This window comes from Parasphingorhabdus pacifica, assembly GCF_054779195.1.
In genome coordinates, this window is record NZ_BAAGYS010000002.1 from 179,773 (window position 1) to 204,319 (window position 24,547).

The window sequence follows — 24,547 nt, forward strand, 5'->3', positions numbered from 1 at the left end:
TACCGCCAGGGGTGAAACGCGACTACGGCGTGGCGGACGTGCTCAGCTTGCTGCCGTCCGTGCCGCCGCGCGCCGTGCCGTGCCGGTCGACGCTTCCGCATACCGAGCAGGTTTGCGAGGTCGGCAGCCACCGGTCGATGACGACCAGATCACGGCCGTACCGTGCGGACTTCTCGGTGAGGAGTCGTCGGAAGGTGCCCCATGATGCGTCGTGCACGGACTTCGCCAGCCGGGTGCGGGCGAGGCCGGAGACTGCGAGGTCTTCCAGCACGATCGTTTGGTTCTCACGAACGATGCTGGTCGTAGCCTTGTGCAGCCAGTCGGCTCGGGTGTCGGTGACCTTCGCGTGCTGACGTGCAAGTTTCACCTCATACATACGCACTTGGTTTTTGTCACGAAGTACCGGCATCCGGTCTTCACTAGCGCCCACCTGGCCCGCATGGAAGAAATCATGCGGGCGGTGTGCGAGGACTTCGAATGCGAACTGGTCGAGTTCAACGGCGAAACCAACCACGCGCACCTGCTGGTGAACTTTCCCCCGAAGGTCGCGGTATCGAAGCTGGTGAACAGCCTCAAAGGTGTGTCGTCGCGGTTGCTGCGTAAGGAGTTCGAGGACCTGCGGTTCGCCTACTGGAAAGGCGTGCGGTTGTGGTCGGGCTCGTACTTCGCCGGATCAGTCGGCGGTGCCCCGATCAGCGTGGTTCGGCAGTACATCGAACAGCAGGCTCGGCCCAGCGCATAAGGACCGGCCTCGCGGCCGGTGGCCGGGCTTCACCCCCGCCCTGAAGGACGGAGCACTGCCCGGCCTTTCCGGTAGACCTGCTGGGCCCCTTGCTCGTCGTTGTCGCTGGAATCGTCCTCCTGAACCCGGCGCTTGAGGTTCCAGTGCTCCTCGGTGAGCACAAGCGCGACAAGGCGCACGGTGTCCTTGCCGGGAAAGACGATCTCCGAAGAGGCGAAGTAAGCCCCGCACAGGCTCACGCACTGGCCGAGTCATCCAACCAGATGACCCTCGCCACGCGGGATCGGACTATTCGGAATCGACCCGGTCGGTTCCGGTCGGCTCCGATCGCTTCCGGTGGGTATTCAAGTGGGGAACTCAGACGGGATCTCCGGCTGGCGCGGTTCACCGCCCGGCCTCTTCGAGCACGAGACCGGGCGGTGGTGGACGCGATGCCGGATCAGCCCTCGTTGACGAACGGGCTGGAAGCGACCTCTGTGCCGTCGCGCAGCGCGCTGATCTCGAAATCGCCGAACACGTTCGACGCCACCTTCTGCAACTGGCGGAGGCACTCGATCGCCAAGCCGCGGATCTCGACATCGGCGTGTTCGCTCGCACGCATCGCGATGAAGTGCCGCCACGCACGGTAGTTCCCGGAAACCACGATCCGGGTTTCGGTGGCGTTCGGCAGCACCGAGCGGGCGGCCTGCCGCGCCTGCTTGCGGCGCAGCGTCGCCTTCGGCTCGTCGGCGAACTTTTCCTGCAGCGATTCCAACAGGTCGTTGTAGGCGGCAACGCTGGCGTCCGCGGCCTTCTGGAACTTCGCGTGCAGCTCGGGGTCCTCGGCGATGACGTCCGGCTCGACCATCGCGGCATCCCGCTCGGGCACGTAGCGCTGCGAGAGCTGGGAGTAGGACAGGTGCCGGTGCCGGATCAGCTCGTGGGTCAACGACCGCGACATCCCGGTCAGGTAGAAGGTCACCGTGCCGTGTTCCAGCACCGACAGGTGACCGACCTCCATGATGTGCTGGAGGTATCCGGCATTGGTGGCGGTGGCCGGGTTGGGCTTGTGCCAGGACTGGTAGCAGGCCCGGCCGGCGAACTCCGCCAGCGCCTGTCCACCGTCGGCATCGGTCGACCAGTCCACGTCGGACGGCGGAAAGAACTCGGTCTTGCCGATCAGCTGCACCTTCGGCGGCACGATCTCGGTCACGGCGGGCGAACCCCTCTTCCTGCACTACAACGGTGGTCGGCGACCACCGGAACGACTCCCCGATTACCCGTCGAGCGTAACCGTCGCCGCCGACAAGATCCCTGACGCCCGCTGACGTCACCGGCGAGTCGAAACCGCCATTGCGTGACGCCACAGCTAGTGTCATATTGATGTCATGGACCTGAGTTCGTACATCACGCAGCTGCGCGAGGACCTCACCTCGGCGGCTTCGGCGGGCGACGACCAGACGCGGCAGACCGCCGCGGCGCTCTCGTCGGCCATCGAACCCGCCGCCAGGCTCGCGATCATGAACGCGCTGTCCGACCTGGCAGCAGAGGTGACCACGCACCTCGACGGCCAAGTCGTCGACCTCCGCCTCGACGGCCGCGACGTGCAGGTCGTCGTCAGCGGAAACTCCACGGCCACCGCCGGACCGACCGAAGAACCGGAATCTCCCCCGCCGCCGCCTCCCGGGGAGAGCGGCGACATCAGCCGGATCACGCTGCGACTGCTCGACGAGATCAAGTCCCAAGCCGAGCAAGCGGCCTCCACCCAAGGCGTGTCGCTGAACACGTGGGTCGCCCAGGCGGTCCAAGGTGCGCTGCACAGCGGGCGGCCGCGCGGATCGTGGGACCGCTCCGGCCGCAACCGCGGCCCGCAATGGGGCTCCCCCGGTCCCGGACGCGGAGGCCGGTGGCGCGGCGAAGGCGGCGAAGGCGGCAGCCGGCTCCGCGGCTGGGTTCAGGGCTGAGCGACCGACGGAGTGGAGACCCCCATGGCAGACGACACCGATCCGGCAGGCGAGCACCCCGCGGACGGTCCGAACCCGGCAGGCGAGCAACCGGGCGGCGAACCGCACGAGATCGTTCGCCACCAGGACTTCGACACCGATGACCCGATCGAACTCGACATCAGCAACAGCGCCGGTTCCGTGACGATCGAACTGACCGACGCTGCGACCACCCACGTCGAGATCCGCCACGACCCGGAGGCGGCCGGATTCGACTGGCGCGGCGGACTCAACGGGCTGCTGAGCTGGGTCAGCGAGCAGTTCGGGGAAGCAGGCATCCGCACCGGCGTGCCCAACCGCGAAAGCGACCCCCGCAACCCGGCCGAACCGATCTCCGAAGCGGTGCGGCAGACCCGCGTCGACCTGACCGGCAACCGGCTCGTGGTGCGCCCACCGACCACCTCTCCACTGCGCACCGTGCCGCTGGCGATCAAGGTGCACGCTCCCCAGGGGTCCCACATCGGGATCCGCGCGTCCTCAGCTCCGGTGGCCGTCGCCGGCCGTGCCGGACGGGTGGAGATCCAGTCCGGCACCGGACCGGTTTCGGTTGCGCACGCCACCGGCAACACCTCGGTCCGCACCGGTTCCGGTCCGCTGCGACTCGGCACCATGAGCGGAGAGTTCCAGGCCCGCAGCGGGCGCGGCGACATCGAGATCGCCACCCTGGAACAACCCGCTTCGGTCGTCACCGGCAGCGGGAACGTGTGGCTCGGGGCGGTCTCCGGCGACGTGCTCGTGCGCTCCGGCAGCGGTGACATCACGGTCGCGGATGCCGTCGAGGGTCAGACCGAACTCATCACCGGGTCCGGGCAGTTGCGGGTCTCGCTCCACGGAGGCGTCGCGGCGGAGGTCGACCTGAACTCGTCGACCGGCACCGTCGACAGCGATCTCGACGTGTCCGAGGAGCCCCCGGAGGAGGGGGCGGCGCTGCGCGTGTTCGGCCGCACGGGCAGCGGGGACGCGGTGCTGACCGGCGCTGCCTGACCGGCACTTCCCGACCGTCGCTTCCCGACCGGCCCTACTTGCCCGCCGGCCCGTCAGCTGACGGCCCGAGCACCTGATCGGCGGGATCGCCCGATCCCGCCGATCAGTCGAGCAACAACCGCAGCGGACCCGCCAGATCGCCGCGCTCCCCCGCGGCCACCCCGTCGAGCCCCAGCCATCCGGCCATGCTGCGCAACGCCCCGGCGAGTTCCGGACCGACCGTGCCGGTATCCACGCCCGGCTCCGCGAACGCCCCCGGCACCCGCAGGACGCCCGACGCCCGGTCCGCCTTCAGATCCACCCTGGCGACCAGGCGCCCATCGAGCAGGAACGGGAAGACGTAGTACCCGTATTCGCGCTGGGCTTCGGGAACGTAGATCTCGATGCGGTACCGGAATCCGAACAGCCGTTCGGCCCGATCCCGCTGCCAGACCAGCGGATCGAACGGGGACAGCAGCGCACCACCGGTCACCGACCGGGGTGTCCGGGCCGACACGTGCCGGTAGGCCTGCCACGTCCAGCCACGGACCGCGACCGGCTCCAGCACCCCGTCCTCGACGAGTTCGGCCACCGCGCGCCGGGACTGCGCGGGGCGCAGCCGGTAGTAATCCCGGAGATCCGGCTCGGTCGCCACTCCGAGCGCCTGCGCGGAACGCTCCACCAGCGCGCGAATGGCCTCGTCGTCCTCGGGGTCGTGCGCGAGCACGTCGGCGGGCAACACCCGCTCAGGTAGGTCGTAGAGCCGCTCGAACCCGCGCCGCGCGCCGGTGGTGAGATCTCCCGTCGAGAACAGCAGCTCGCACGCCTGCTTGGTATCGGTCCGGTTCCACCACGAACCACGCGCGCGCCGCTGCTCACCGCCGATCTCACGCTCCAGCGCGCCCGCCCCCACCGGGCCGATCTCCTTCACCGCGGAGAGCACCTCGGCGATCAAGCCGGGATTCCGCTCGGCCAACCTCCCGAACTTCCGCTGCCAAGCACCCCCGTGCTCGCGCATGCGCCAGCGCAGTAACGACCAGTCCGACACCGGCAACAGCGACGCCTCATGTGCCCAGTACTCGACCAGCAGCCGCGGTCTGCGGGCACGGTGTTGCCACGCGGCATCGTCGATCAACTCGGTGGCGTACGGACCGAGCCGGCTGAAGATCGGCATGTAGTGCGCCCGCACGGCCACGTTGACCGAATCCAGCTGCAGCAGCTTCGTCCGCGCGAGAACCCGACGCAGGTGGCGGCGGTTCGGCGCGCTCTCGGGGCGCTCGTCGCTGAATCCCTGCGCGGCCAACACCGTCCGCCGGGCAGCGTCCTCGCTCATCGTCTGCACCCGGTCAACCATGCCAGGAGGTACCGACAGTCCTCACCGGCTCACCCCGTGCGACCGTCACCCGCGGCGCCTTATAGGTTGGGCGCCATGGCCGACGTCGAGGTCCGAGCCGCGGTCGCGTCCGATGCCGCCGAGATCGCGCGAATCCAACAGGTGACCTGGCGCAGCGCGTACGCCGAGCTGCTGCCGTCCGAAGTCCTCGACGAGCTCGACTCCACCGAGACCGAGGCGCAGTGGCAGCAGGCCCTCACCACCGGCCGAGCCGAAGTCCTGGTCGCCACCGAGGGCACCTGGACGGTGGGGTTCTGCGTCGCCGGGACCGCCCCCGTCGACGAAGCCGCCGCCCCTGACGGCACGCCTCCCCCCGATGCCCCCGCCGTCGCGTTGGTCAGCACGCTGCTGGTGGAACCGAGGTGGGGGCGACGCGGTCACGGGGGTCGCCTGTTGGGCGTGATGGCCGAGCGGCTCACCGGAGCAGGCGCCACCCGGGGGATCACGTGGGTTCCCGAAGCCGACGTGGCCTCGATGAAGTTCTTCCGCGACATCGGATGGGAACCGGACGGGACGGTCCGTACGCTGGACGCAGGTGGGCGTCCGCTGCGCGAAATCCGGCTGTCCGGCACGCTGGACCTACCGCTCACCGAGTCCTGACGAACGCACCCAGACGAAACTCATCCTGAGAACGCACCCGGACGAATCGCTCCTGGCGTAACCGGACGGGCCGCACCTGATGAACCACGACGTGTCGGCGCAGTCGCCGGTGCGTACCGCCGGTGCCCGCACCGGTGCCACCCAGCCACCGACGTCCTCCGGAGAACCGTGCTGACCTTGATCGGGCTGCTCTCGACCTCGTTCGGGATGGCAGTGGCCTCCGCGCTCATCCCGCTGATCAGCGTCGAGGTCTTCGTAGTAGGGCTCGTGCTCAAGAGCCCCGAAGTACCGTGGTGGCTCCTCGCACTGGTGGTCACGGTCGGCCAGATCAGCGCGAAGCTGCTGTACTACTACGCGGCGCGGGGCGTGATCCGGCTTCCCCGGTTCCTGCACCGGCACACCGCCCCCGGTGCTCCGGACACCCCGCACGGCACCGGCCAGCTCAACCGGGTCGGACGCTGGCGGGACCTGCTCGAACGATTCCGGATGAACTGCCGGAACCGTCCGGTGTGGTCCGGGGCGTTGCTGCTGGTGAGCGCTGCCTCGAGCCTGCCGCCGTTCCTCGCGACCTGTGTGATCGCGGGGTGGGCCCGCGTGCCCCTCACGACCTTCCTGGTGACGGGATTCGCCGGCCGCTTCGTCCGGTTCGCCGCGCTGGCGATCACGCCGGGCGCCGTCATCGCCTGGCTGTAGACACGAGGATCTGCTCACAAGCGGCGTTCAGCCGCCTTCCACGTGGGCCCCAGGGTGACCGGCGGGCTGGGTGACCACCACCCCAACCAACTCCCGTAACGCTCCCTCTCCCTAGGAATCCTTCTCCAGCTCGATGGCCTTGCGCATCGCCTTGCGCCCGCGGTTGCGGTCCCCGGCCAGGTCATAGGCCTGCGCGACCGCGAACCACGCGCGCCAGTCCTCCCGGGCGGCCTCGACCTCGGCCTGCTTCTGCTCGAACCACGCGTCCGCGGCCTCGCGCTCGACCCGCCCCGACGGACGAAGCGGCAAATGCGACACGTCCGGCAGGGCGCCTTCCTCGTGCAACCGCCGCGCCAACCGTTCGGTGCTCATCCCGAACCGCAACTGGTCAACGATCAGCAACGCACCGAGCACGGGCAGGACGAGGATCGCCAGCCCGAGCACGATGAACACCGGCCGCCCGCTGAGAATCATGGTGAGGGCACGGCTGCCCATCAGCACCAGGTACACCAGCAGCACCGCTGCCAGCACGAAGGCGGCCGTGCGCGGCCCCCGCAGGCTTCTCTTGTTCTTCTGCTGGTCGGACACTCACAATCCCATCAGCGTGTCGAGACCGACCGTCAGTCCCGGTTTCGTCCCGACGTGACGGATACCGAGCAGCACACCGGGCATGAAGGACCGGCGGTCGTAGGAGTCGTGGCGGACCGTCAACGTCTCCCCCTCGGTGCCGAACAGCACCTCCTGGTGCGCCACCAGCCCGGCCATTCGCACCGAATGGACCCGCACACCGTCGAGGTCGGCACCTCGTGCGCCGTCCAGCTCCTTCGTCGTCGCGTCCGGGGCCGCCCCCACACCGGCTTCCTCGCGCGCCCGCGCCACGACCTGCGCTGTTCGAGCAGCGGTTCCCGACGGCGCATCGGCCTTCTTCGGGTGGTGCAGCTCCACGATCTCGGCCGACTCGAAGAACTTCGCGGCCATCTCCGCGAACCGCATCGACAGCACCGCACCGATCGCGAAGTTCGGCGCCACGAGCACGCCCACCCCCGGGTGATCGGTCAGCAGGGCCTCCACCGCGGCGGTGTCCAACCCGCTGGTGCCCACCACCACGTGAATGCCGTTCTCCACACAGAAACGCACGTTGTCCAGCACCGAATCCGGGTGCGTCAGATCGACCGCGACGTGCACGCCCGAGGACACCAGCTCGCCGAGATCGTCACCGCGGCCGAGCGCCGCGGCCAGTTCGGTGTCGGCTGCTTCGCCCACGGCGCGGACCGCTTCCGAGCCCATCCGGCCTCGGGCACCGAGCACACCGACCTTGATCGGTCCTCCGACTGACGAACTCACGCGGGCCGCCTTTCTCTTCGCACGAACAACTCGGTCGCCCACTGCTAGCGGACATTCCACCCGATGGTGGTTCAGCAATGCCGCGCGACCTGCTCCGGTAGATCTTCGACATCAGCGTACGGTCCGACCACCGCAGTGGTCAGCGGGCGCCGTAGCAGTTCACCTGCGAGTTCCGCCACGTCCTCGGTGGTCACGGCATCGATGCGGGCCAGGGTTTCCTCCACGCTGAGGTGCCGCCCGTAGTTGAGCTCGCTCTTGCCGATGCGGCTCATGCGGGCCGTCGAGTCCTCCAGCCCCAGTACGAGACCGCCGCGCAGCTGCCCACGGCCGCGGGCGACCTCCTCGTCGGTCAGACCGTTGTCGGCGACCTCCGCCAGCACTTCGCGGATCACCTCGGCCACCTCGCCGAGCCGATCCGGCTGGCATCCGGCGTAAACCGAGAAAGCCCCGGTGTCCGCGTACGCGCTGTCCGACGAGTAGACCGAATAGGCGAGCCCGCGCCGCTCCCGGATCTCCTGGAAGAGCCTCGAGCTCATGCCACCGCCGAGTGCCGCGTTGAGCACCCCGAGCGTGAATCGGCGCTCATCGTGCCGGTCGAACGCACGGCACCCCATCAGCAGGTGTGCCTGCTCCGTCTCGTCCGACCGCAACACCAGCGGCTGTTGCTTCGGCAGGCGTACCCGTCCCTCGCGGGGCGGAGCAGGCGTGGACGTGCCGTCCAGCCGGTCACCGACCGCTTTCCGCAGTTGGCGCAGCACCCGGCCGTGCTCGATGTTGCCGGCCACGGCCACGACCATCTTCGGGAGCGTGTAGCCACGGCGGTAGAAGTTGTGCACTCGCGAGCGGCTCATGTTCCGGATGGATTCCTCGGTGCCCAGCACCGACCGCCCGAGCGGATGGTCGCCGAGCAGAGCTTCGGCGAACAGCTCGTGGAGCAGATCCTCCGGATCGTCGTCGCGCATGGCGATCTCTTCGAGCACGACGCTTCGCTCGATGTCGACGTCGGCCTCGGTGTTGACCGCGTTGAACACGACGTCGCAGAGCACGTCGACCGCGAGCGGCAGGTCGGAGTCGAGCACGTGCGCGTAGAAGCAGGTGTGCTCGGTGGAGGTGAACGCGTTCAGCTCACCACCGACACCGTCGATCTCCTGGGCGATGTCGACCGCCGTGCGGTTGGTGGTGCCCTTGAACAGCAGGTGTTCGAGGTAGTGCGCGGCACCGGCCTGGACCCGGTTCTCGTCCCGGGAACCGACACCGACCCAGATGCCGACCGAAGCCGAACGTACGCCCGCCACCTGCTCGGTGACGACGCGCAGCCCACCGGGCAACACAGTCCGGCGGACGGCTTCGCCCGAGCCGCTGCGGCCGAGGGTCCGGGTTGTTCCCGGACGCTGCAGGTGCCCGTCGCGTGTCTGGTTCTGCTTCATCTTTCCCTGGTCTCGGGGCTGTCGACAGCGTTCGACTGAAGTCGTACACGCACAATACGGCCCGCCCCGGAAGGACATTCCCGGGACGGGCCGCAGAGCTTCACATCACTGAGCGGGGGACTCCGACTCGGATTCCGACGCCGACTCCGACTGCTCGTCGGAACCGGACGTCTCGCCCTCCTCATCGACGACCACGAGGCTGATCTTGCCCCGGCTGTCGATGTCGGCGATCTCCACCTGCAGCTTGTCACCGACGTTGACCACGTCTTCGACCTTGCCGATGCGCTTGCCGTTGCCCAGCTTGGAGATGTGCACGAGGCCGTCCTTGCCCGGCAGCAGCGAGACGAACGCACCGAAGGCGGCGGTCTTGACGACCGTGCCGAGGAAGCGCTCCCCGACCTTCGGCAGCTGCGGGTTCGCGATGGCGTTGATCTTGTCGATCGCGGCCTCGGCGGACGGACCGTCGGCGGCACCGACGTAGATCGTGCCGTCGTCCTCGATCGTGACCTCGGCGCCGGTCTCCTCGGTGATCGAGTTGATCATCTTGCCCTTCGGGCCGATGACCTCACCGATCTTGTCGACCGGGACGCTGACCGAGGTCACGCGCGGCGCGTGCGGGCTCATCTCGTCCGGCCTGCCGATCGCCTCGTCCATCACCTCGAGGATGGTGAACCGGGCGTCGCGCGCCTGGCCGAGCGCCTGGCTCAGCACCTCGGACGGGATGCCGTCCAGCTTGGTGTCGAGCTGCAGGGCCGTCACGAACTCCTTGGTACCGGCGACCTTGAAGTCCATGTCGCCGAACGCGTCCTCGGCACCGAGGATGTCGGTCAGCGCCACGTAGTGCGTCTTGCCGTCGACCTCGTCGGAGACCAGGCCCATGGCGATGCCCGCGACCGGCGCCTTCAGCGGCACACCGGCGTTGAGCAGCGACAGCGTCGAGGCGCAGACGGAGCCCATCGAGGTGGAACCGTTCGAACCCAGCGCCTCGGAGACCTGCCGCAACGCGTACGGGAAGTCATCCCGGCCGGGCAGCACGGGGATCAGGGCGCGCTCGGCGAGCGCACCGTGTCCGATCTCGCGCCGCTTCGGGCTGCCGACCCGGCCGGTCTCACCGGTCGAGTAGGGCGGGAAGTTGTAGTGGTGCATGTAGCGCTTGGCCGTTTCCGGACCCAAGCTGTCGATGGTCTGCTCCAGCCGCAGCATGTTCAGCGTGGACACACCCATGATCTGGGTCTCGCCCCGCTCGAACAGCGCCGAACCGTGCGCGCGCGGCACGACACCCACCTCGGCGGACAGGCTGCGGATGTCCGTCAGCCCACGACCGTCGATGCGCACCTGATCGCGGATGATCCGCTGGCGAACCAGCTTCTTGTTCAGCGAGCGGAACGCCGCGCCGATCTCCTTCTCACGACCGGCGAGCGGCTGGCCCTCCTCGACACCGACCCGCTCCAGGACGGCCTGCTTGAGCTCGTCGATGCGGTCCTCGCGCTCCTGCTTGCCGCTGATGGTCAGCGCCTGCGCGAGGTCGTCGGAGACGGCCTTCTCCACGGCGGTGTAGGCGTCGTCCTCGTAGGCCGGATAGACCGGGAACTCCGCGGTTTCCTTGCCCGCTGCCTTGGCCAGCTCCTGCTGGGCCTGGCACAGGGTGCGGATGAACGGCTTGGAGGCCTCGAGGCCGGCGGCCACGACTTCCTCGGTGGGTGCCTGGGCACCCTCGCCGACCAGCCCGATCGTCTTGTCGGTCGCCTCGGCCTCGACCATCATGATCGCGACGTCCTCACCGACGATGCGGCCGGCCACGACCATGTCGAAGACCGCGCGCTCCAGCTGCTCGTGGGTGGGGAAGGCGACCCACTGGCCGTCGATCAGGGCCATCCGGGTGCTGCCGACGGGCCCGGAGAACGGCAGGCCGGACAGCTGGGTCGACGCCGAAGCGCCGTTGATCGCCAGCACGTCGTACGGGTCCTTGGGGTCCAGGCTCATGACGGTGACCACGACCTGGACCTCGTTGCGCAGGCCGTCCTTGAACGACGGGCGCAGCGGGCGGTCGATCAGCCGGCAGGTCAGGATCGCGTCGGTGGAGGGGCGGCCCTCGCGGCGGAAGAACGAGCCGGGGATGCGTCCCGCGGCGTACATCCGCTCCTCGACGTCCACCGTCAGCGGGAAGAAGTCGAGGTTCTCCTTGGGCTGCTTCGAGGCCGTGGTGGCCGAGAGCAGCATGGTGTCGTCGTCCAGATAGGCGGCGACACTGCCGGCGGCCTGCTTGGCCAGCCGACCTGTTTCGAAACGCACGGTGCGTGTACCGAACGCGCCGTTGTCCAGCACGGCCGTCGTCTCGTACACGCCCTCGTCGTAGGACTGTGCTTCGGTCAAGTGGAACTCCTCTGTTCACGAGATCCACGACGAACCGACCGGGCAGTTCCTCCGACGAGGCCGGTCATCGATCGAAGCCCACGGGACCCGCATTTCGCGGACCTCCCGGAGGCCACTACCGAGGACCGGCGGACGATGCCCGCCGCCGACGTGGACCCTATGCAATTTCCGGCGGCACCGAGCTTCGGCGCCACCACGTCAAGCACCGGGGGGAGCGGCCGCTCGGCCACTCCCCCCGGCGTTGGTCAACGACGCAGACCCAGGCGCTGGATCAGCGAACGGTAACGACCGATGTCGACCTTCGTCAGGTAGTTGAGCAGACGCCGACGACGACCCACCATCAGCAGCAGACCACGACGCGAGTGGTGGTCGTGCTTGTGCATCTTCAGGTGCTCGGTGAGCCCCGAGATCCGATTGGTCAGCAGGGCCACCTGGGCCTCTGCCGAACCCGTGTCGGACTCGTGCAGGCCGTAGTCGCCGAGGATCTGCTTCTTCTGCGCAGTGGACAATGCCACGAGTTGACTCTCCCTGTTGGGCGTGCCGTGTGCAAGGGAACCATCACTCATCCGACGGCGGAACACATCGTGATTCCGCCGCGACCCGCCGCTCGACGCCGGCACATCCGAACGGTGCTCCCGGAACGGTGCCCCGAAACGGGGTGTTCCGAAACGGGGTGTTCCCGTGCGGCCTCCGAAACGGGCGGCCGAAGCGGCCCCATATCGGACCCGGTATCGGGCGGGCCAGAATGACGTGTATCCGGCCACCACGGACCGCAGCCGGATACGCCTTCAGGATATCAGGAGTACCCCGGCCCGCCTTGGCGCCCTGCACTCCCGGATCACACCGGAACGCGATGCGTCGTGCTGTACACGGGTGGGCCGCGTCCCGGTTCGCTGCGCACCAGCGCGATCTCCTCCACCCGCCACCGCGGCCCCGCGTACCCGGCGAACAACCCGCGCAACGCCTCCGAGGCCCGACCACGATTCCAGCGCGCCACCGTCAGATGCGCCCGGTACGAGTGCGGATCGGCACCGGCCGCGCGCGCCAACGACCTCAGCGCCGCCGCGTCGGACTCCGCTTCCGGCTCCACCCCGATCCAGAGCACTCCCCGGAACGACCCGGTGCCCGCCAACCGCAGGCGAGGCGCGGCGAACTCCGTGTCGTGGCCGTTCAACCGCCGGACCCGGCGCCCCAACCTGGTGCCGAGCGGCTCCGGGTCGGCAACCTCGCCGTGGAAGCACAGCGTGAGGTGCCACTGCCGAGCGGGCAGGAAGCGGAACCCGCGCACACCGGCGGCCGCCTCCTCCACCCGCCGCGGACCGAGCTCGTCGATCGCCGCTTCGAGGTGTCCGGAAGGAACCGGCGGCAGCCACAGAGCAGTGAACAGTCGCACGCCGACCTCCCGAGGTGTTCGACCGGATTTCTAACCCGTTTCCCCCGTGGCCGCACGCCGGAGCAGGCTCGCCAACCCGGGATAGTGGCCGTCGATCATGGCCGCGGCCGCTTCGAGCTCGCTGGGTTTGGCGACCTCGCGCAGCACCGGCCACGCCGACTCCTCGGCGCTGGCCTGCATGACCGGGAGGTTGTCCCTGCCGAGGGAGGGCTGCGAGTCGCGGACGTCCTTGAGCGCGTGGGAGATGGCGTCCGAATCACCGGCCGCCACCCCGGGTATGAGCACCTTGCGTTCGAGCATGACCAGTCGCGCGAGCACCGAGGGGTTGCCGATCTTGGCCCGGCGGCCGCTCATCACCTGGCTGAGCATCGGCGCGCTGAGCCCGAGCACCTCCGCGAGCTGTGCCTGCGAGATACGGAAGGCCACCACCAGCCTGCGTACCCGATCGCCCAGCGGTTCCCCGTACCACTGCCGCTGCAGGGCCAGGTTGCGCCGCACGCTCTTGGTTTCCTCCACTTTCGCTCCCCCGGTGGCACCCTTGATCTCGCTGCTTCTCTGAGTCCTGAATAGTGCCAGGTCACTGCTGTTTCGCGTATGTGATTCAGGAAACCGATTCAGATTCAGCGGGCGGACACCGCAACCGGAACGACCGGAGTTCGTTCCCTTCGCCCGATTCACCGCCGCACGCCCAGCAGCCTCCGCGTCTCGGCGACATCGGCGTTCATCTGCTCGACCAGTGCCGCCACCGACTCGTACTGCTCCATCGGGCGCAACCGCTCCACGAAGTCGAGATCGACGTGCTCCCCGTAGAAGTCCGCGTCGACGTCCAGCACGAACGCCTCGACCGTGCGCTCCGTGCCCGAGAAGGTCGGGTTGCTGCCCACCGAGACCGCCGCCAGGTAGGTCCCACCCGGCTCGCGCGATTTGCGGTGCCGGTGGGTGAACCAGCACGCGTACACCCCGTCGGCGGGGATCGCCGAGTACTGCGGCGTCGACAGGTTCGCCGTCGGGAAGCCGAGTTCGCTGCCACCCCGGCCGACTCCGCGCACCACGATGCCCTCGAGCCGGTGCCAACGGCCCAGCGCGGTGGCGGCGGCCGCCACGTCACCCGCGTCAATGCAGGACCGCACGTAGGTGGAGGAGAACGTCACCGACGCGTCCGCCCCGTCCGGATACCCCGCGGGACCGGCGAGCAGGCTGTCCGACTCGACCTCGAACCCGTACCGGTCGCCGAGCTTGCCCAGCACCTCGATGTTGCCCGCGGCCTTGTGCCCGAAGGTGAAGTTCTCGCCGACGACCACCACCGCCGCGTGCAGCCGCTCCACCAGGAACTCGTGGATGAACTCGTCGGCCGGTATGCGGGAGGTCTCGCGGGTGAACGGCAGCACGCAGAAGACGTCCACGCCGAGCTGCTCGACGAGCTCCGCGCGCCGCCGCAGCGTCGTGAGCTGCGCCGGATGACTCCCCGGGCGCACCACCTCCGCCGGATGCGGGTCGAACGTCACCAGCACGCACGGCAGGTTCTGGCGCCGCGCTCTTTCCACGGCGTGCGAGATGAGTTGCTGATGTCCTCGATGGACCCCGTCGAACACGCCGATGGTGACAACGCACCGACCCCAGCCGCCGGGAATCTGCTCCAAACCGCGCCAACGTTGCACGGCCAACAAGCTTACGGCCTGCTGTCACCCGGGCGACGAGCGGCAGGCGCCACAGGATGCGGATGTTCCTCCCCTCCCGGAGATCGGCACCGGGCCGCGGGAAGCTGCGCGCACCGAAGCGCGGAGCTCACTCCGCTCGCATCCCGCGCCGCACGTAGGCGAGCACCCCGGCCGCGAGCAACAGCCCGGCCAGCAGCCCGCCCCGACTGTCGGTCGCGTCCTGCAGCACGAACGCCCACCACGCGTGCGCAGACCGGTCGCCCGTGATCGTGCTGCCGCTCGTGCCCAGTAACAACACCGCCAGCGCGTACGGGAAGGCCGCCATCCAGCACCTGCTCGCACCGGCCACGACAGCGGTCAGCAGGACCATCCCCACCAGCCCCAGCACGTTGCGCACCCCGGACGCCCACAGCGCCGTACCGTGCAGCAGCAGCGGGGTGCTCGCGAGCACGGCGAGCAGCAGCGCACCCGCCACGAGCCCCGCCCGGACAAGACCGTGCCCGCGCGGACTCGTGTCCCACAACCGGGTCGGCGGCCGCAGGTGCAACCCGAGCAGCACCGCGAGCACGAGCGGGCTGAACAGGCCGAGCGGCACATCGAGCGGTCCCACGTTCGGCACCGGAACCGGCAGCTGACTCGCACCCAGCAGCGCGTGCACACCCGCGCCTTCCGGGTCTTCCGGGGAACGCGCCGCCACCACGCGGACAGCTCCACGAACTCGGCGACGGTGAGGTGGTTCGGTGCCGAGAACCGCTGCGGCAGGAAGCCGATCGACTCCCGGTAGCGCCGCTGATCGCGCGACGGGGTGAGCCCGTCGATTTCCACCGAGCCGCTGCGCAATCGCAACGCCGAGGACAACAACCCGAGCAGCGTGCTCTTGCCCGCCCCGTTCGGGCCGAGCAGCGCCGTCACTCCCACCGGGATATCCAAATCCACCTGCCGCAGGGCCCGGGTGGATCCGTACGAATGATCCACCCCCGCCATCCGCACTACGCTCACGTCACCCTCCGACTCGACCGGACAAACCAGACGAAAGGCATCCGGAGGCGGGGGCGGCTCGCGGCGGAATGATCAAGTTCGGCCCGTGCGGGGGCGGTCCGGCGGCACGCTCGCGGCCTCCGCGACGCGGCTCAGTTCGCGGGGGCGAGCACCAGCACCGGCTGGGCGGTCCGCCCCTCGTCCCGCAGCAGCGCCACCGCCGTCCCGTCCGGACCGAACGCGCCGTACGTACCGGCCACCCCGGCCGCGGGCACCGCCTGACCGTGCGAGAGCGCGCGCACCGCCGCCGCGTCCACGTCCGCCCGCGCGAACGCGGTGTCCACCGCCTGGTTGAGATCCATCGACAACCCGGGCTCGGCCTCCAGCTGCTCCAGCGTGCGGGCCGTTGCCAGCCCGAACGGACCCACCCGGGTGCGGCGCAGCTCGCCGAGATGACCACCCACCCCGAGCTCCGCACCGAGGTCGCGCGCCAAGGCGCGCACGTAGGTACCCGAAGAGCACTCCACCAGCACGTCCAGTTCCGTGGTGGACTCGGTCCTGCGCGAGGCGAGCAGGTCGAAGCGGGATACCGTCACCGGCCGGGCGTCGAGCTCCACGCTCTTGCCCTCGCGCGCCAGCTCGTAGGCGCGGCGCCCGTTGATCTTCACCGCGCTGACCGCGCTCGGCACCTGCTCGATGTCACCGGTCAGCCGATCGATCCCGGCCCGGATCGCCTCGTCCGCCACCCCGGAACCGTCCGCCTCGGAGAGCACCTCGCCCTCCGCGTCGTCGGTCGAGGTCGCCACGCCCAGTCGGATCGTCGACAGGTACGCCTTGGTGTCCATGGCGAGGTGCCCGAGCAGCTTGGTCGCGCGTTCGAGGCCGAGCACGAGCACACCGGTCGCCATCGGATCGAGCGTGCCCGCATGGCCGACCTTGCGGGTCCCCATGATCCGCCGCACGCGGGAGACGACGTCGTGAGAAGTCATTCCGGCAGGTTTGTCCACCACCAGCAGACCAGGTGCGACGGCCGGACGGGCAGAGCGAGAAGTACGAGAACGTTCGGACACGACCACCCATCGTCCCCGATACCGGGCCGCATCCAACAAACGGGATGCCAGTAGCCTCGAACGGCACGAAAACGCACCCCAGCACGTCGTTTGGAGATACCCGGGTGGCGAAGCGATCGATCCGCCGATTCGGCGACCCGGTGCTGCGCAGCACCGCCGACCCGGTCACGACCTTCGACGACGGAGTGCGCGCGCTGGTCACCGACCTGCTCGACACCGTCGACCAGCCCGGCCACGCGGGCGTGGCCGCCCCGCAGATCGGAGTGGGCACCCGCGCTTTCAGCTACAACGTCGACGGCGAGATCGGCTACGTGCTCAACCCCCGGATCGTGGAGCTCTCCGACGAGCAGCAGGTGGACACCGAGGGCTGCCTGTCGGTGCCGGAACTCGGATTCGAAACCACGCGCGCCGCGCACGCCGTCGTCAGCGGCGTCGACCTGCGGAACGAGCCGGTCACCGTCTCCGGGAGCGGGCTGATGGCGCGGTGCCTGCAGCACGAGGTCGACCACCTCGACGGGATCGTCTACATCCAGCGCCTGCCCACCGAACACCGCCGGGAAGCGCTGCGCCGGATCCGCGGGACCGACTGGTTCTGGGCCTGAACCTCTTCTGGGCCCGAACCTCTTCTGGGCCCGAACCTCTTCTGGGCCCGAACCTCACGCCGTGACCGGCGCGGTGCCCACCACCGCCCACTTGCCGGAACGCGCCCGCAACAACAATGTGACCAGCCGCAGCACCATGAACAGGCTCAATCCGGTCCAGATCCCCGCGAGGCCCCAGCCGAACGCCAGCGACAGCCAGATCAGCGGCAAGTAGCCGATCGCCGCGCTCAGCAACGTCGCCGTCCGCAGGTAGGCGGCGTCACCCGCCCCGAGGAACACGCCGTCGAGTGCGAAGACCACACCCGCGATCGGCTGCAGGGCCACGAAGAACCACCACGCGTGCGGGATCTCGGCCAGCACGCCCGCATCGGCCGTGAACACCTTCGGCAGCAGCCCGGACAGGCCGGCGAAGACGACCCCGAGCACGATGCCGAACACCAGCCCGTACCAGGTGATCTGCCTGGCGATGCCCTTCGCGCGGCGGGCCGTTTCGCCCCCGAGCGCGGCACCGACCAGCGACTGCGCCGCGATCGCCAGCGAATCCAGTACCAGCGACAGGAACGTCCACAACTGCCACACCACCTGGTGCGCGGCCGCCGTCTCCGCTCCAGTCCGCGCGGCCACCGAAGTGGCCGACAGGAAGCACGCCTGGAAGGCGAGCGTGCGCAACACCAGGTCACGTCCCATGCCCAATTGCGCGCGCATGACCGCCAAGTCCGGCTTCAGCGGCACCCGCTCGACCACTAATGCCCGCAGGAACAGGCTCGCGGCGATCGCCTGCCCCACCAGGTTCGCGACGGCCGACCCCTCCAGGCCCCAGCCGACCGGGTAGACGAGCACCGGGCACAGGATGGCCGAGACGACGTTGCCGGCCAGCACGTAGCGCAGCGGGCGAACGGTGTCCTGCACGCCGCGCATCCAGCCGTTGCCTGCCATCGTGACCAGCACCATCGGGGCGCCGATCAGCGCGATCCGGAGCCAGCTCGACGCCGCGTCGGCGATCAGCCCCGGACCGGCCAGCGCGTTGGCCACCGGAACCGCGAACAGTTGGGCCAGCAACAGCAGCACCACACCGACCGCGATGCCCAGCCACGACGCCTGCACGCCCTCGGCGACCGCATCCCGGCGGCGTCCCGCCCCGTGCAGTCGAGCCGTTCGGGCGGTCGTGCCGTAGGACAGAAAAGTCAGCTGCGTGGAGACCAGCGTGAACAGCGTCCCGCCCAGTGCGAGACCGGCCAGCGACACCGCCCCCAGGTGTCCGACGACAGCCGTGTCCACCAGCACGTAGAGCGGTTCGGCTGCCAGCACCCCGAGCGCGGGTACCGCGAGCCCCAGCACTCGCCGGGGCGATACCCGCTCACTCACCTCGGACACGCGTTCTCCCACGATCGACATCAGGACGGGACCGAAATCCCTCGAAATCGACGCACTTCGGCCGCGCCGACGCTCTCGTCGGCGCGGCCGGATCAGGTCAGCAGTGGCGCCTCGTCCAGCGCACCGCGCAGCTCGGCGAGTACGTCGTCGAGCGGACCGTCGGTGGTGAACCCGGAAGCCAGTCGATGCCCACCACCACCGCATGCGACAGCGGCCTTGCCAACGTCCAGGCGGCTGTTGGCCCGCAGGGACACCGACCAGCGATCCGGCGCGACCTCTTTGAACACCGCCGTGACCTCCGCTTCGGCCGTGGTGCGGACCACATCGACGACGCTGTCCAGCTCCTCGCTCCGCAATCCGTCCGAGTGCGTCAGGCGGACGGTGGCGTGCACGAAACCCAGGCCCTGCGCGGCATCCGGCTCCAACCGTGCCTCGTCCAGAACCTTCGACAGCATCCGCAACCACCCGAAAGGATGGGTGTCCATCAGTGGTCGGGTGGTCGCCTCCGGATCAACCCCGGCTTCCAGCAGCCGAGTGGCGATGCGGTGCGTCGTCGACGTCGCGCTGCGGAAGGAGCGCGTATCGGTCACCAGACCCGCGTAGAGGCAGCGGGCGATGGACAGATCGAGCTCGACGCCGAGTTCGTCCAGCAACCGCAGCACGATCACCGCGGTCGCCTCCGCCGTCTCGTCGAGCACGTGCATCGTGCCGAACCGCGTGTTCGCCACGTGGTGGTCGATGACGACGACATCGCCACCCGCGGCGATCGTCGCGTCGACCCGATCGGCCAGCTCCCCCACCCGTTCCAGACTGCCCGCGTCGCACACGACGAGAGTCGGCGGCGCCGGAGCGATCTCGGCGGCGGGCACCACCAAGCCCTCGGCGTCCAGCGGGCGGAGGGTGAACGGCAGCTCCGCCGGGAAGCCGAACGAGACCCGCACCGCCGCGCCCCGCCTGCGCAGGGCCATCCCGAGCGAGAGGGCGCTGCCCAACGCGTCGGCATCCGGATTGACATGGGCCAGGAACGTCACGTCCCTGGCCGTCGAGAGGACGCGAGCGGCATCCGTCACCGCGGAGGCGAGTTCGGTCCCCCGCCCGTCCGCGTTCTCCTGCTTGATCCCGGACTGACCGTTCACCCACTCACCTCCGCTGCGATGCGGCGGGCACGCCTCCCAGCGACTCAACCGGCATGTGGTCCACGCACATCGGTACCGGACGAGCCTTCCCGGTCGGTGGCCTCCTCGTCGTCGTCATCGTCCTCATCGTCCTCGCCGACCTCGGCCGAGGTGTCGCGGTACGGTTCGGACTCCCCGGCGTGTTCGGCTCCGGACGCCAACCGGGCGACCTCCGCGTCGGCTTCCTTCGCCTGCGCCAGCAGCTCGTCGAGCCGCTTGGCGTCGTCGGGAACCGTGTCGGCTACGAAGGTCAGCGTCGGGGTGAACCGGATACCGGTGTGCGTCCCCACCCTGGTCCGCAGCACACCGGTCGCGCTGGACAGCGCCGCAGCCGTGCCCGCGAGATCGGCGTCGTCACCGAACACGGTGTAGTAAACAGTGGCATCCCGCAGGTCCGGCGTGACCCGGGCGTCGGTGATCGTCACCATCGCCAGTCTCGGGTCCTTGACCTCGAACTCCAACCCGGAGGCCACGATCTGGGCGATCCGCTTGGCGAGCCTGCGGGCGCGCGCCGTATCAGCCACGGCGCACCTCCTCAATTGATCCACAGCCCGGCGGGCGCCGGGCAAGAGCCATTCTGTTTCCTGGCCACTCGCTGACACCCATTGTGCGTTCCGGGCGCCATCCGGCCAGACTCAATCTTCCGGGCCGAGCATCCGCTGCCGGGACGACAGCAACTCCACCTCGGGCCGCCCGGCGATCGCGCGTTCACACGCGTCCAGCACATCGCGCACGTGTGCGGCGTCCCCCGATACCGCGCTCACCCCGATCAGTGCTCGGCGATAAAGGCTCGGGTCGCCGACCTCGGCAACCGCGACCTCGAAGCGCCTGCGAAGTTCCGCCACCACCGGACGGACCACCGAACGCTTCTGCTTCAGGGAGTGGACGTCGCCGAGCAACACGTCCAGCTCCAGTGCGCCAACATACATGGGCACCAGCGTGCCACCGCACCGGCGGCTTTCGGGGCCGTCCGCGCAGGACGGCCCCGAAAGCCACGGCTCACGTGCGCGGCTTCTCCCGCATCTCGTAGGTCTCGATGAAGTCGCCGACCTTGATGTCCCCGAAGGAACCCAGGGTCAGACCGCACTCGAAACCGTCGCGGACCTCGGTCGCGTCGTCCTTGTACCGCTTCAGCGAGTTGACGCTGAGGTTCTCGGCGACCACGACGTTGTCCCGCATCAACCGGGCCTTGGCGTTGCGTCGCATGATGCCCTCGGTCACCATGCAACCCGCGATCGTGCCGATCTTCGAGGACTTGAAGATGTCCCGAACCTCGGCCCGACCCAGCTCGACCTCTTCGTACACGGGCTTGAGCATGCCCTTGAGGGCCTGCTCGATGTCTTCGAGCGCCCGGTAGATCACCGAGTAGTACCGGATCTCCACGCCCTCGCGGTTGGCGACCTCGGCGGCCTTGCCCTCCGCACGGACGTTGAAGCCCAGCACGATGGTGTTCTCGGCGGTCGCGAGGTTGATGTCGCTCTCGTTGATGCCACCGACACCGCGGTGGATCACCCGGAGTTCGACCTCGTCGCCCACATCGATCTTGCCCAGGGATTCCTCGAGCGCCTCGACGGTACCCGAGTTGTCACCCTTGACGATCAGGTTGAGCTGGTTGGTCTCCTTGAGCACCTTGTCCAGGTCCTCGAGGCTGACGCGCTTGCGCTTGGCCGCGTTCTGCGCCTCCCGGATGCGAGCACCACGCTTGTCGGCGATCTGCCGCGCGACGCGGTCCTCGTCGACGACCAGGAACGTGTCCCCGGCGCCGGGCACCGAGGTGAACCCGATGACCTGGACCGGACGTGAGGGCTGGGCCTCGGTGACGTCCTCGTCGTGCTCGTTGATCATCCGTCGGACGCGGCCGTGGGCGTTACCCGCGACCACCGAATCACCGACTCGCAGCGTGCCGCGCTGCACCAGCACGGTCGCCACCGGACCACGGCCACGGTCCAGGTGCGCCTCGATGGCCACGCCCTGGGCCTCCATCTTCGGGTTCGCCCGCAGGTCCAGGGCCGCATCGGCGGTCAGCAGGATCGCGTCCAGCAGCGCCTCGATGTTCTCGCCCTGCTTCGCGGAGATCTCCACGAACATGGTCTCGCCGCCGTACTCCTCGGCGATCAGGTTGTACTCGGTGAGCTGCTGCCGGATCTTGTCCGGGTTCGCGCCCTCCTTGTCGATCTTGTTGACTGCGACCACGATCGGCACACCGGCTGCTTGGGCGTGGTTCAGCGCCTCCACCGTCTGCGGCATGACGCCGTCGTCGGCGGCGATGACCAGCACGGCGATGTCGGTCGACTTCGCACCACGGGCACGCATGGCGGTGAACGCCTCGTGACCAGGGGTGTCGATGAAGGTGACCGGACGCTCCTTGCCCTCCAGCTCGGTGGCGACCTGGTAGGCACCGATGTGCTGGGTGATGCCGCCGGCTTCGCCCTCGTGGACGTTCGCCTTCCGGATCGTGTCCAGCAACCTGGTCTTACCGTGGTCGACGTGACCCATGACGGTCACGACCGGCGGGCGGGACATCAGCTGCTCATCGCTGCTGCCCGGGTCGCCGAAGTTGATGTCGAACGACTCCAGCAGTTCCCGGTCCTCGTCCTCCGGGCTGACCATCTCGACCTTGTAGTTCATCTCCTGGCCGAGGAGCTCGAGCACCTCGTCGGAGACGGACTGGGTCGCGGTCACCATCTCACCGAGGTGGAACATCGCCTGCACCAGCGAAGCCGGGTTGGCGTTGATCTTCTCGGCGAAATCGGTCAGCGAAGCACCCCGGCGCAGGCGAAGGATCTCGCCGTTGCCGCGCGGGAGCCGGACACCGCCCACCGACGGTGCCTGCATGTTCTCCATGTACTCCTGGCGCTTCTGCCGCTTCGACTTGCGGCCTCGACGCGCAGGACCACCCGGACGACCGAACGCACCGGCCGTACCACCACGAGCACCGGGACGGCCACCGCCACCGGGACGACCGCGGAAGCCACCGCCCGCGGGGGCGCCACCGCCACCGGGGCCACCGGGGCCACCGCCGCCGCCGGGACGGCCACCGCCGCCACCACCGGGACCGCCACCACCGGGACGAGCACCGCCGCCACCGCCGCCGGGACGACCGCCGCCGCCACCACCGGGGCGACCACCGCCGCCACCGGGACCGCCGCGGCCACCGCCACCACCGCCGGAACGGGCCGGACGGGACGGCATCATGCCGGGGTTGGGACGCGGGGGCATCATGCCCGGGTTCGGCCGGTCGCCACCGCCCTCGCCACGCGGAGTGGATCCGGCGGCAGGAGCCGTGCCCTGACCGCCGCCCTGGCCACTGCCCTGGCGGTCCGGACGCTGACCCTGACCACGGCCGCCACCCTGGCCGCCCTGGCCCTGGCCGCCGTGACCACCTTGGCCCTGGCCACCTTGGCCCTGAGCGCCCTGGCCGCTGCCCTGGCGATCGGGACGCTGGCCACCGCCTTGGCCCTTGGAGGGCCGCTGCGCCGGCGAACCGCTGCCCACGCCGAACGGGTTGTTGCCGACCCGCGGAGACTTCGGACCGGGCTTGGGCTTGGAGGTCTGCGGGCGCGGCGGAACGACACCATCGCCATCGCCCTCGCCACCCGCAGGCTTGGATTCCGGCTTCGGACCCGGTTTGGGGCCGGGCTTGGGACCCGGCTTGGGAGCCGCGGGCCGGTCGGCGCGCGGAGCCTGCTGCTCCCCGCCCTGATCCTTGGCCGCGGGCTTCTCCGGTTCGGGCTGGGCCTGCTCCGGCTGCCCCTGGTTCGCCTTGGCGGCCGGGGCCTCTTCGAAGGGTTTGGTTTCGGGAGCGGGCGACTTCGGACCCGGTTTGGGGCCCGGCTTCGGCCCGGGCTTGGGCCCGGGCTTCGGGGCATCCGCGGCCGGGGCCTCGGGACGCGGACCGGGCTTCGGGGCCGCCGGCTTGGGAGCCTCGGCACCGCCGTTCTCCGATGCGTCTTCCGGACGCGGCGGTGCGGGCTTCGCTCCACCGCCTGCCGTTCCGTTGCCGTCGCTCTTCTTGGACGCGCCCGACTTCGGGTACGCGTCGCGAAGCCTGCGAGCCACCGGAGCTTCCACGGTGGAGGACGCAGACTTCACGTACTCGCCTTGTTCGGCGAGCTTGTTGAGTACTTCCTTGCTTGTGACTCCGAGCTCTTTAGCGAGCTCGTGCACGCGGGCCTTGCCTGCCACTGCTCTCCTCATCTGGTGAGGCCGGGCGGCAGTCCCGCACGACCTCGTCCTATCGCCGATGCGCGTTCATGGCTTCAGCTTCACGGCTGATTCATGACGGGTCGACCTGCTTCCTTCAACTGCCTGGCGCGGGAGGTTCCCGCGTCGGTCACATCGTGAGCCGCGTGTTCGCCAGTGCCGGTGAGATGATCCTGGAGCGCCGAGAGGTCGAGGGGGCTCTGCACGCGCAACGCACGCGGAAACGCCCGACGCCGCTCAGCCAACCGCAGGCACGCGGGGTCGGAGTGCAACCACGCACCACGCCCCGGTTGCCGGCGTCGAGGATCCGGAATGGCTACCCGATGCGTCTCGCCATCCCTTGCCACCACTCGCAGCAGCTCGGCGGCCGACGTCCGGGTACGGCACCCCACACAGGTACGGACCGGTCCGGGACTTGCGTCACGGTCACCGGGTGGATGTGTGCGGATTCTCGCTCCCTCGCGTCGAGCCACCAATGATTCTAACCCGTTGTCGCCAACGGTTGTTCCCCAGGTTGGTCCTAGCCGCTCGATCCGCCTTGCGCGGCGAGTCCACGACCCATCACCCGGCTAACGTG

The 24,547-nt window shown here is 69.3% G+C and carries 26 protein-coding genes and 1 pseudogene; 6 read left to right on the forward strand and 21 right to left on the reverse strand.

Annotated features, from left to right (window positions below; translation table 11 throughout):
* Positions 1-22: 22 nt before the first annotated feature.
* Positions 23-367, reverse strand: a complete 345-nt coding sequence (locus ACYVAN_RS00800) for an RNA-guided endonuclease InsQ/TnpB family protein (protein WP_460954478.1) — start codon at positions 365-367, stop codon at positions 23-25.
* On the opposite strand from ACYVAN_RS00800, the gene tnpA reads away from it, so the two are divergent.
* Positions 347-742, forward strand: a complete 396-nt coding sequence (tnpA, locus tag ACYVAN_RS00805; protein WP_460954480.1) for an IS200/IS605 family transposase — start codon at positions 347-349, stop codon at positions 740-742. The genes ACYVAN_RS00800 and tnpA overlap by 21 nt on opposite strands.
* Before the next feature lie 29 nt (positions 743-771).
* Here tnpA and ACYVAN_RS00810 read toward each other — a convergent pair whose 3' ends face one another.
* Positions 772-981: a hypothetical protein gene (locus tag ACYVAN_RS00810; RefSeq protein WP_460954482.1), complete on the reverse strand. Its 210-nt coding sequence runs from the start codon at positions 979-981 to the stop codon at positions 772-774.
* A gap of 200 nt (positions 982-1,181) precedes the next feature.
* Positions 1,182-1,934: an FAD-dependent thymidylate synthase gene (thyX, locus tag ACYVAN_RS00815; RefSeq protein ID WP_460954484.1), complete on the reverse strand. Its 753-nt coding sequence runs from the start codon at positions 1,932-1,934 to the stop codon at positions 1,182-1,184.
* Between the two features lie 175 nt (positions 1,935-2,109).
* On the opposite strand from thyX, the gene ACYVAN_RS00820 reads away from it, so the two are divergent.
* Positions 2,110-2,685, forward strand: coding sequence for a toxin-antitoxin system HicB family antitoxin (locus tag ACYVAN_RS00820; RefSeq protein WP_460954486.1), 576 nt, complete (start codon positions 2,110-2,112; stop codon positions 2,683-2,685).
* A 24-nt stretch (positions 2,686-2,709) separates the two neighbouring features.
* A complete protein-coding gene (locus ACYVAN_RS00825) occupies positions 2,710-3,708 on the forward strand; it encodes a DUF4097 family beta strand repeat-containing protein (protein ID WP_460954488.1) in 999 nt (332 codons plus the stop codon).
* A 103-nt stretch (positions 3,709-3,811) separates the two neighbouring features.
* Here the strand turns inward: ACYVAN_RS00825 and ACYVAN_RS00830 are convergent, their stop codons facing one another.
* Positions 3,812-5,020, reverse strand: a complete 1,209-nt coding sequence (locus ACYVAN_RS00830) for a winged helix-turn-helix domain-containing protein (protein WP_460954490.1) — start codon at positions 5,018-5,020, stop codon at positions 3,812-3,814.
* Positions 5,021-5,116: 96 nt separating this feature from the next.
* Between ACYVAN_RS00830 and ACYVAN_RS00835 the strand changes: the two genes are divergently transcribed.
* Positions 5,117-5,680 (forward strand): GNAT family N-acetyltransferase, encoded by a 564-nt coding sequence (locus ACYVAN_RS00835; RefSeq protein ID WP_460954492.1) that lies wholly within the window; start codon positions 5,117-5,119, stop codon positions 5,678-5,680.
* Positions 5,681-5,848: 168 nt separating this feature from the next.
* Positions 5,849-6,373, forward strand: a complete 525-nt coding sequence (locus tag ACYVAN_RS00840) for a hypothetical protein (protein ID WP_460954494.1) — start codon at positions 5,849-5,851, stop codon at positions 6,371-6,373.
* 111 nt (positions 6,374-6,484) lie between these two features.
* On the opposite strand, the gene ACYVAN_RS00845 is transcribed toward ACYVAN_RS00840, so the two are convergent.
* The 11 genes and pseudogenes from ACYVAN_RS00845 to truB form a co-directional block, all read right to left on the reverse strand.
* Complete coding sequence (locus tag ACYVAN_RS00845) at positions 6,485-6,961, reverse strand: hypothetical protein (RefSeq protein ID WP_460954496.1); 477 nt, start codon at positions 6,959-6,961, stop codon at positions 6,485-6,487.
* A complete protein-coding gene (dapB, locus tag ACYVAN_RS00850) occupies positions 6,962-7,717 on the reverse strand; it encodes a 4-hydroxy-tetrahydrodipicolinate reductase (RefSeq protein ID WP_460954498.1) in 756 nt (251 codons plus the stop codon).
* A 71-nt stretch (positions 7,718-7,788) separates the two neighbouring features.
* Complete coding sequence (locus ACYVAN_RS00855; RefSeq protein ID WP_460954500.1) at positions 7,789-9,144, reverse strand: M16 family metallopeptidase; 1,356 nt, start codon at positions 9,142-9,144, stop codon at positions 7,789-7,791.
* Between the two features lie 105 nt (positions 9,145-9,249).
* Positions 9,250-11,517, reverse strand: a complete 2,268-nt coding sequence (locus ACYVAN_RS00860; protein ID WP_460954502.1) for a polyribonucleotide nucleotidyltransferase — start codon at positions 11,515-11,517, stop codon at positions 9,250-9,252.
* Positions 11,518-11,762: 245 nt separating this feature from the next.
* The gene (gene rpsO, locus ACYVAN_RS00865) at positions 11,763-12,032 is read right to left on the reverse strand and encodes a 30S ribosomal protein S15 (protein WP_460954504.1); all 270 of its coding nucleotides are present in this window, start codon (positions 12,030-12,032) and stop codon (positions 11,763-11,765) included.
* Positions 12,033-12,355: 323 nt separating this feature from the next.
* A complete protein-coding gene (gene thpR / locus ACYVAN_RS00870; protein WP_460954506.1) occupies positions 12,356-12,910 on the reverse strand; it encodes an RNA 2',3'-cyclic phosphodiesterase in 555 nt (184 codons plus the stop codon).
* A gap of 30 nt (positions 12,911-12,940) precedes the next feature.
* Complete coding sequence (locus tag ACYVAN_RS00875) at positions 12,941-13,426, reverse strand: helix-turn-helix domain-containing protein (protein WP_460954508.1); 486 nt, start codon at positions 13,424-13,426, stop codon at positions 12,941-12,943.
* A 158-nt stretch (positions 13,427-13,584) separates the two neighbouring features.
* Positions 13,585-14,568, reverse strand: a complete 984-nt coding sequence (locus ACYVAN_RS00880) for a bifunctional riboflavin kinase/FAD synthetase (protein ID WP_460954510.1) — start codon at positions 14,566-14,568, stop codon at positions 13,585-13,587.
* A 127-nt stretch (positions 14,569-14,695) separates the two neighbouring features.
* A complete protein-coding gene (locus tag ACYVAN_RS00885; RefSeq protein WP_460955278.1) occupies positions 14,696-15,265 on the reverse strand; it encodes a hypothetical protein in 570 nt (189 codons plus the stop codon).
* Between the two features lie 41 nt (positions 15,266-15,306).
* Positions 15,307-15,552 (reverse strand): annotated as a pseudogene (locus ACYVAN_RS00890) (ATP-binding cassette domain-containing protein); the annotation flags it as partial.
* A gap of 146 nt (positions 15,553-15,698) precedes the next feature.
* Positions 15,699-16,622, reverse strand: a complete 924-nt coding sequence (gene truB, locus ACYVAN_RS00895) for a tRNA pseudouridine(55) synthase TruB (protein ID WP_460954512.1) — start codon at positions 16,620-16,622, stop codon at positions 15,699-15,701.
* A gap of 98 nt (positions 16,623-16,720) precedes the next feature.
* Here truB and def point away from each other — a divergent pair, with 98 nt between their 5' ends.
* Positions 16,721-17,218, forward strand: a complete 498-nt coding sequence (gene def, locus ACYVAN_RS00900) for a peptide deformylase (protein WP_460954514.1) — start codon at positions 16,721-16,723, stop codon at positions 17,216-17,218.
* 54 nt (positions 17,219-17,272) lie between these two features.
* On the opposite strand, the gene ACYVAN_RS00905 is transcribed toward def, so the two are convergent.
* From ACYVAN_RS00905 to ACYVAN_RS00930, 6 genes are all read right to left on the reverse strand, one after another.
* Positions 17,273-18,592, reverse strand: a complete 1,320-nt coding sequence (locus ACYVAN_RS00905) for an MATE family efflux transporter (protein WP_460954516.1) — start codon at positions 18,590-18,592, stop codon at positions 17,273-17,275.
* Between the two features lie 92 nt (positions 18,593-18,684).
* Positions 18,685-19,728 (reverse strand): DHH family phosphoesterase, encoded by a 1,044-nt coding sequence (locus ACYVAN_RS00910; protein WP_460954518.1) that lies wholly within the window; start codon positions 19,726-19,728, stop codon positions 18,685-18,687.
* A gap of 44 nt (positions 19,729-19,772) precedes the next feature.
* On the reverse strand, positions 19,773-20,291 hold the full coding sequence (gene rbfA / locus ACYVAN_RS00915; protein WP_460954520.1) for a 30S ribosome-binding factor RbfA: 519 nt from the start codon (positions 20,289-20,291) through the stop codon (positions 19,773-19,775).
* 111 nt (positions 20,292-20,402) lie between these two features.
* A complete protein-coding gene (locus ACYVAN_RS00920) occupies positions 20,403-20,696 on the reverse strand; it encodes a DUF503 domain-containing protein (protein ID WP_460954522.1) in 294 nt (97 codons plus the stop codon).
* Positions 20,697-20,766: 70 nt separating this feature from the next.
* Positions 20,767-23,952, reverse strand: a complete 3,186-nt coding sequence (gene infB / locus ACYVAN_RS00925; protein WP_460954525.1) for a translation initiation factor IF-2 — start codon at positions 23,950-23,952, stop codon at positions 20,767-20,769.
* An 80-nt stretch (positions 23,953-24,032) separates the two neighbouring features.
* Entirely contained in the window at positions 24,033-24,443 is a 411-nt protein-coding gene (locus tag ACYVAN_RS00930) for a YlxR family protein (protein ID WP_460954527.1), read from the reverse strand.
* Between the last annotated feature and the right edge of the window lie 104 nt (positions 24,444-24,547).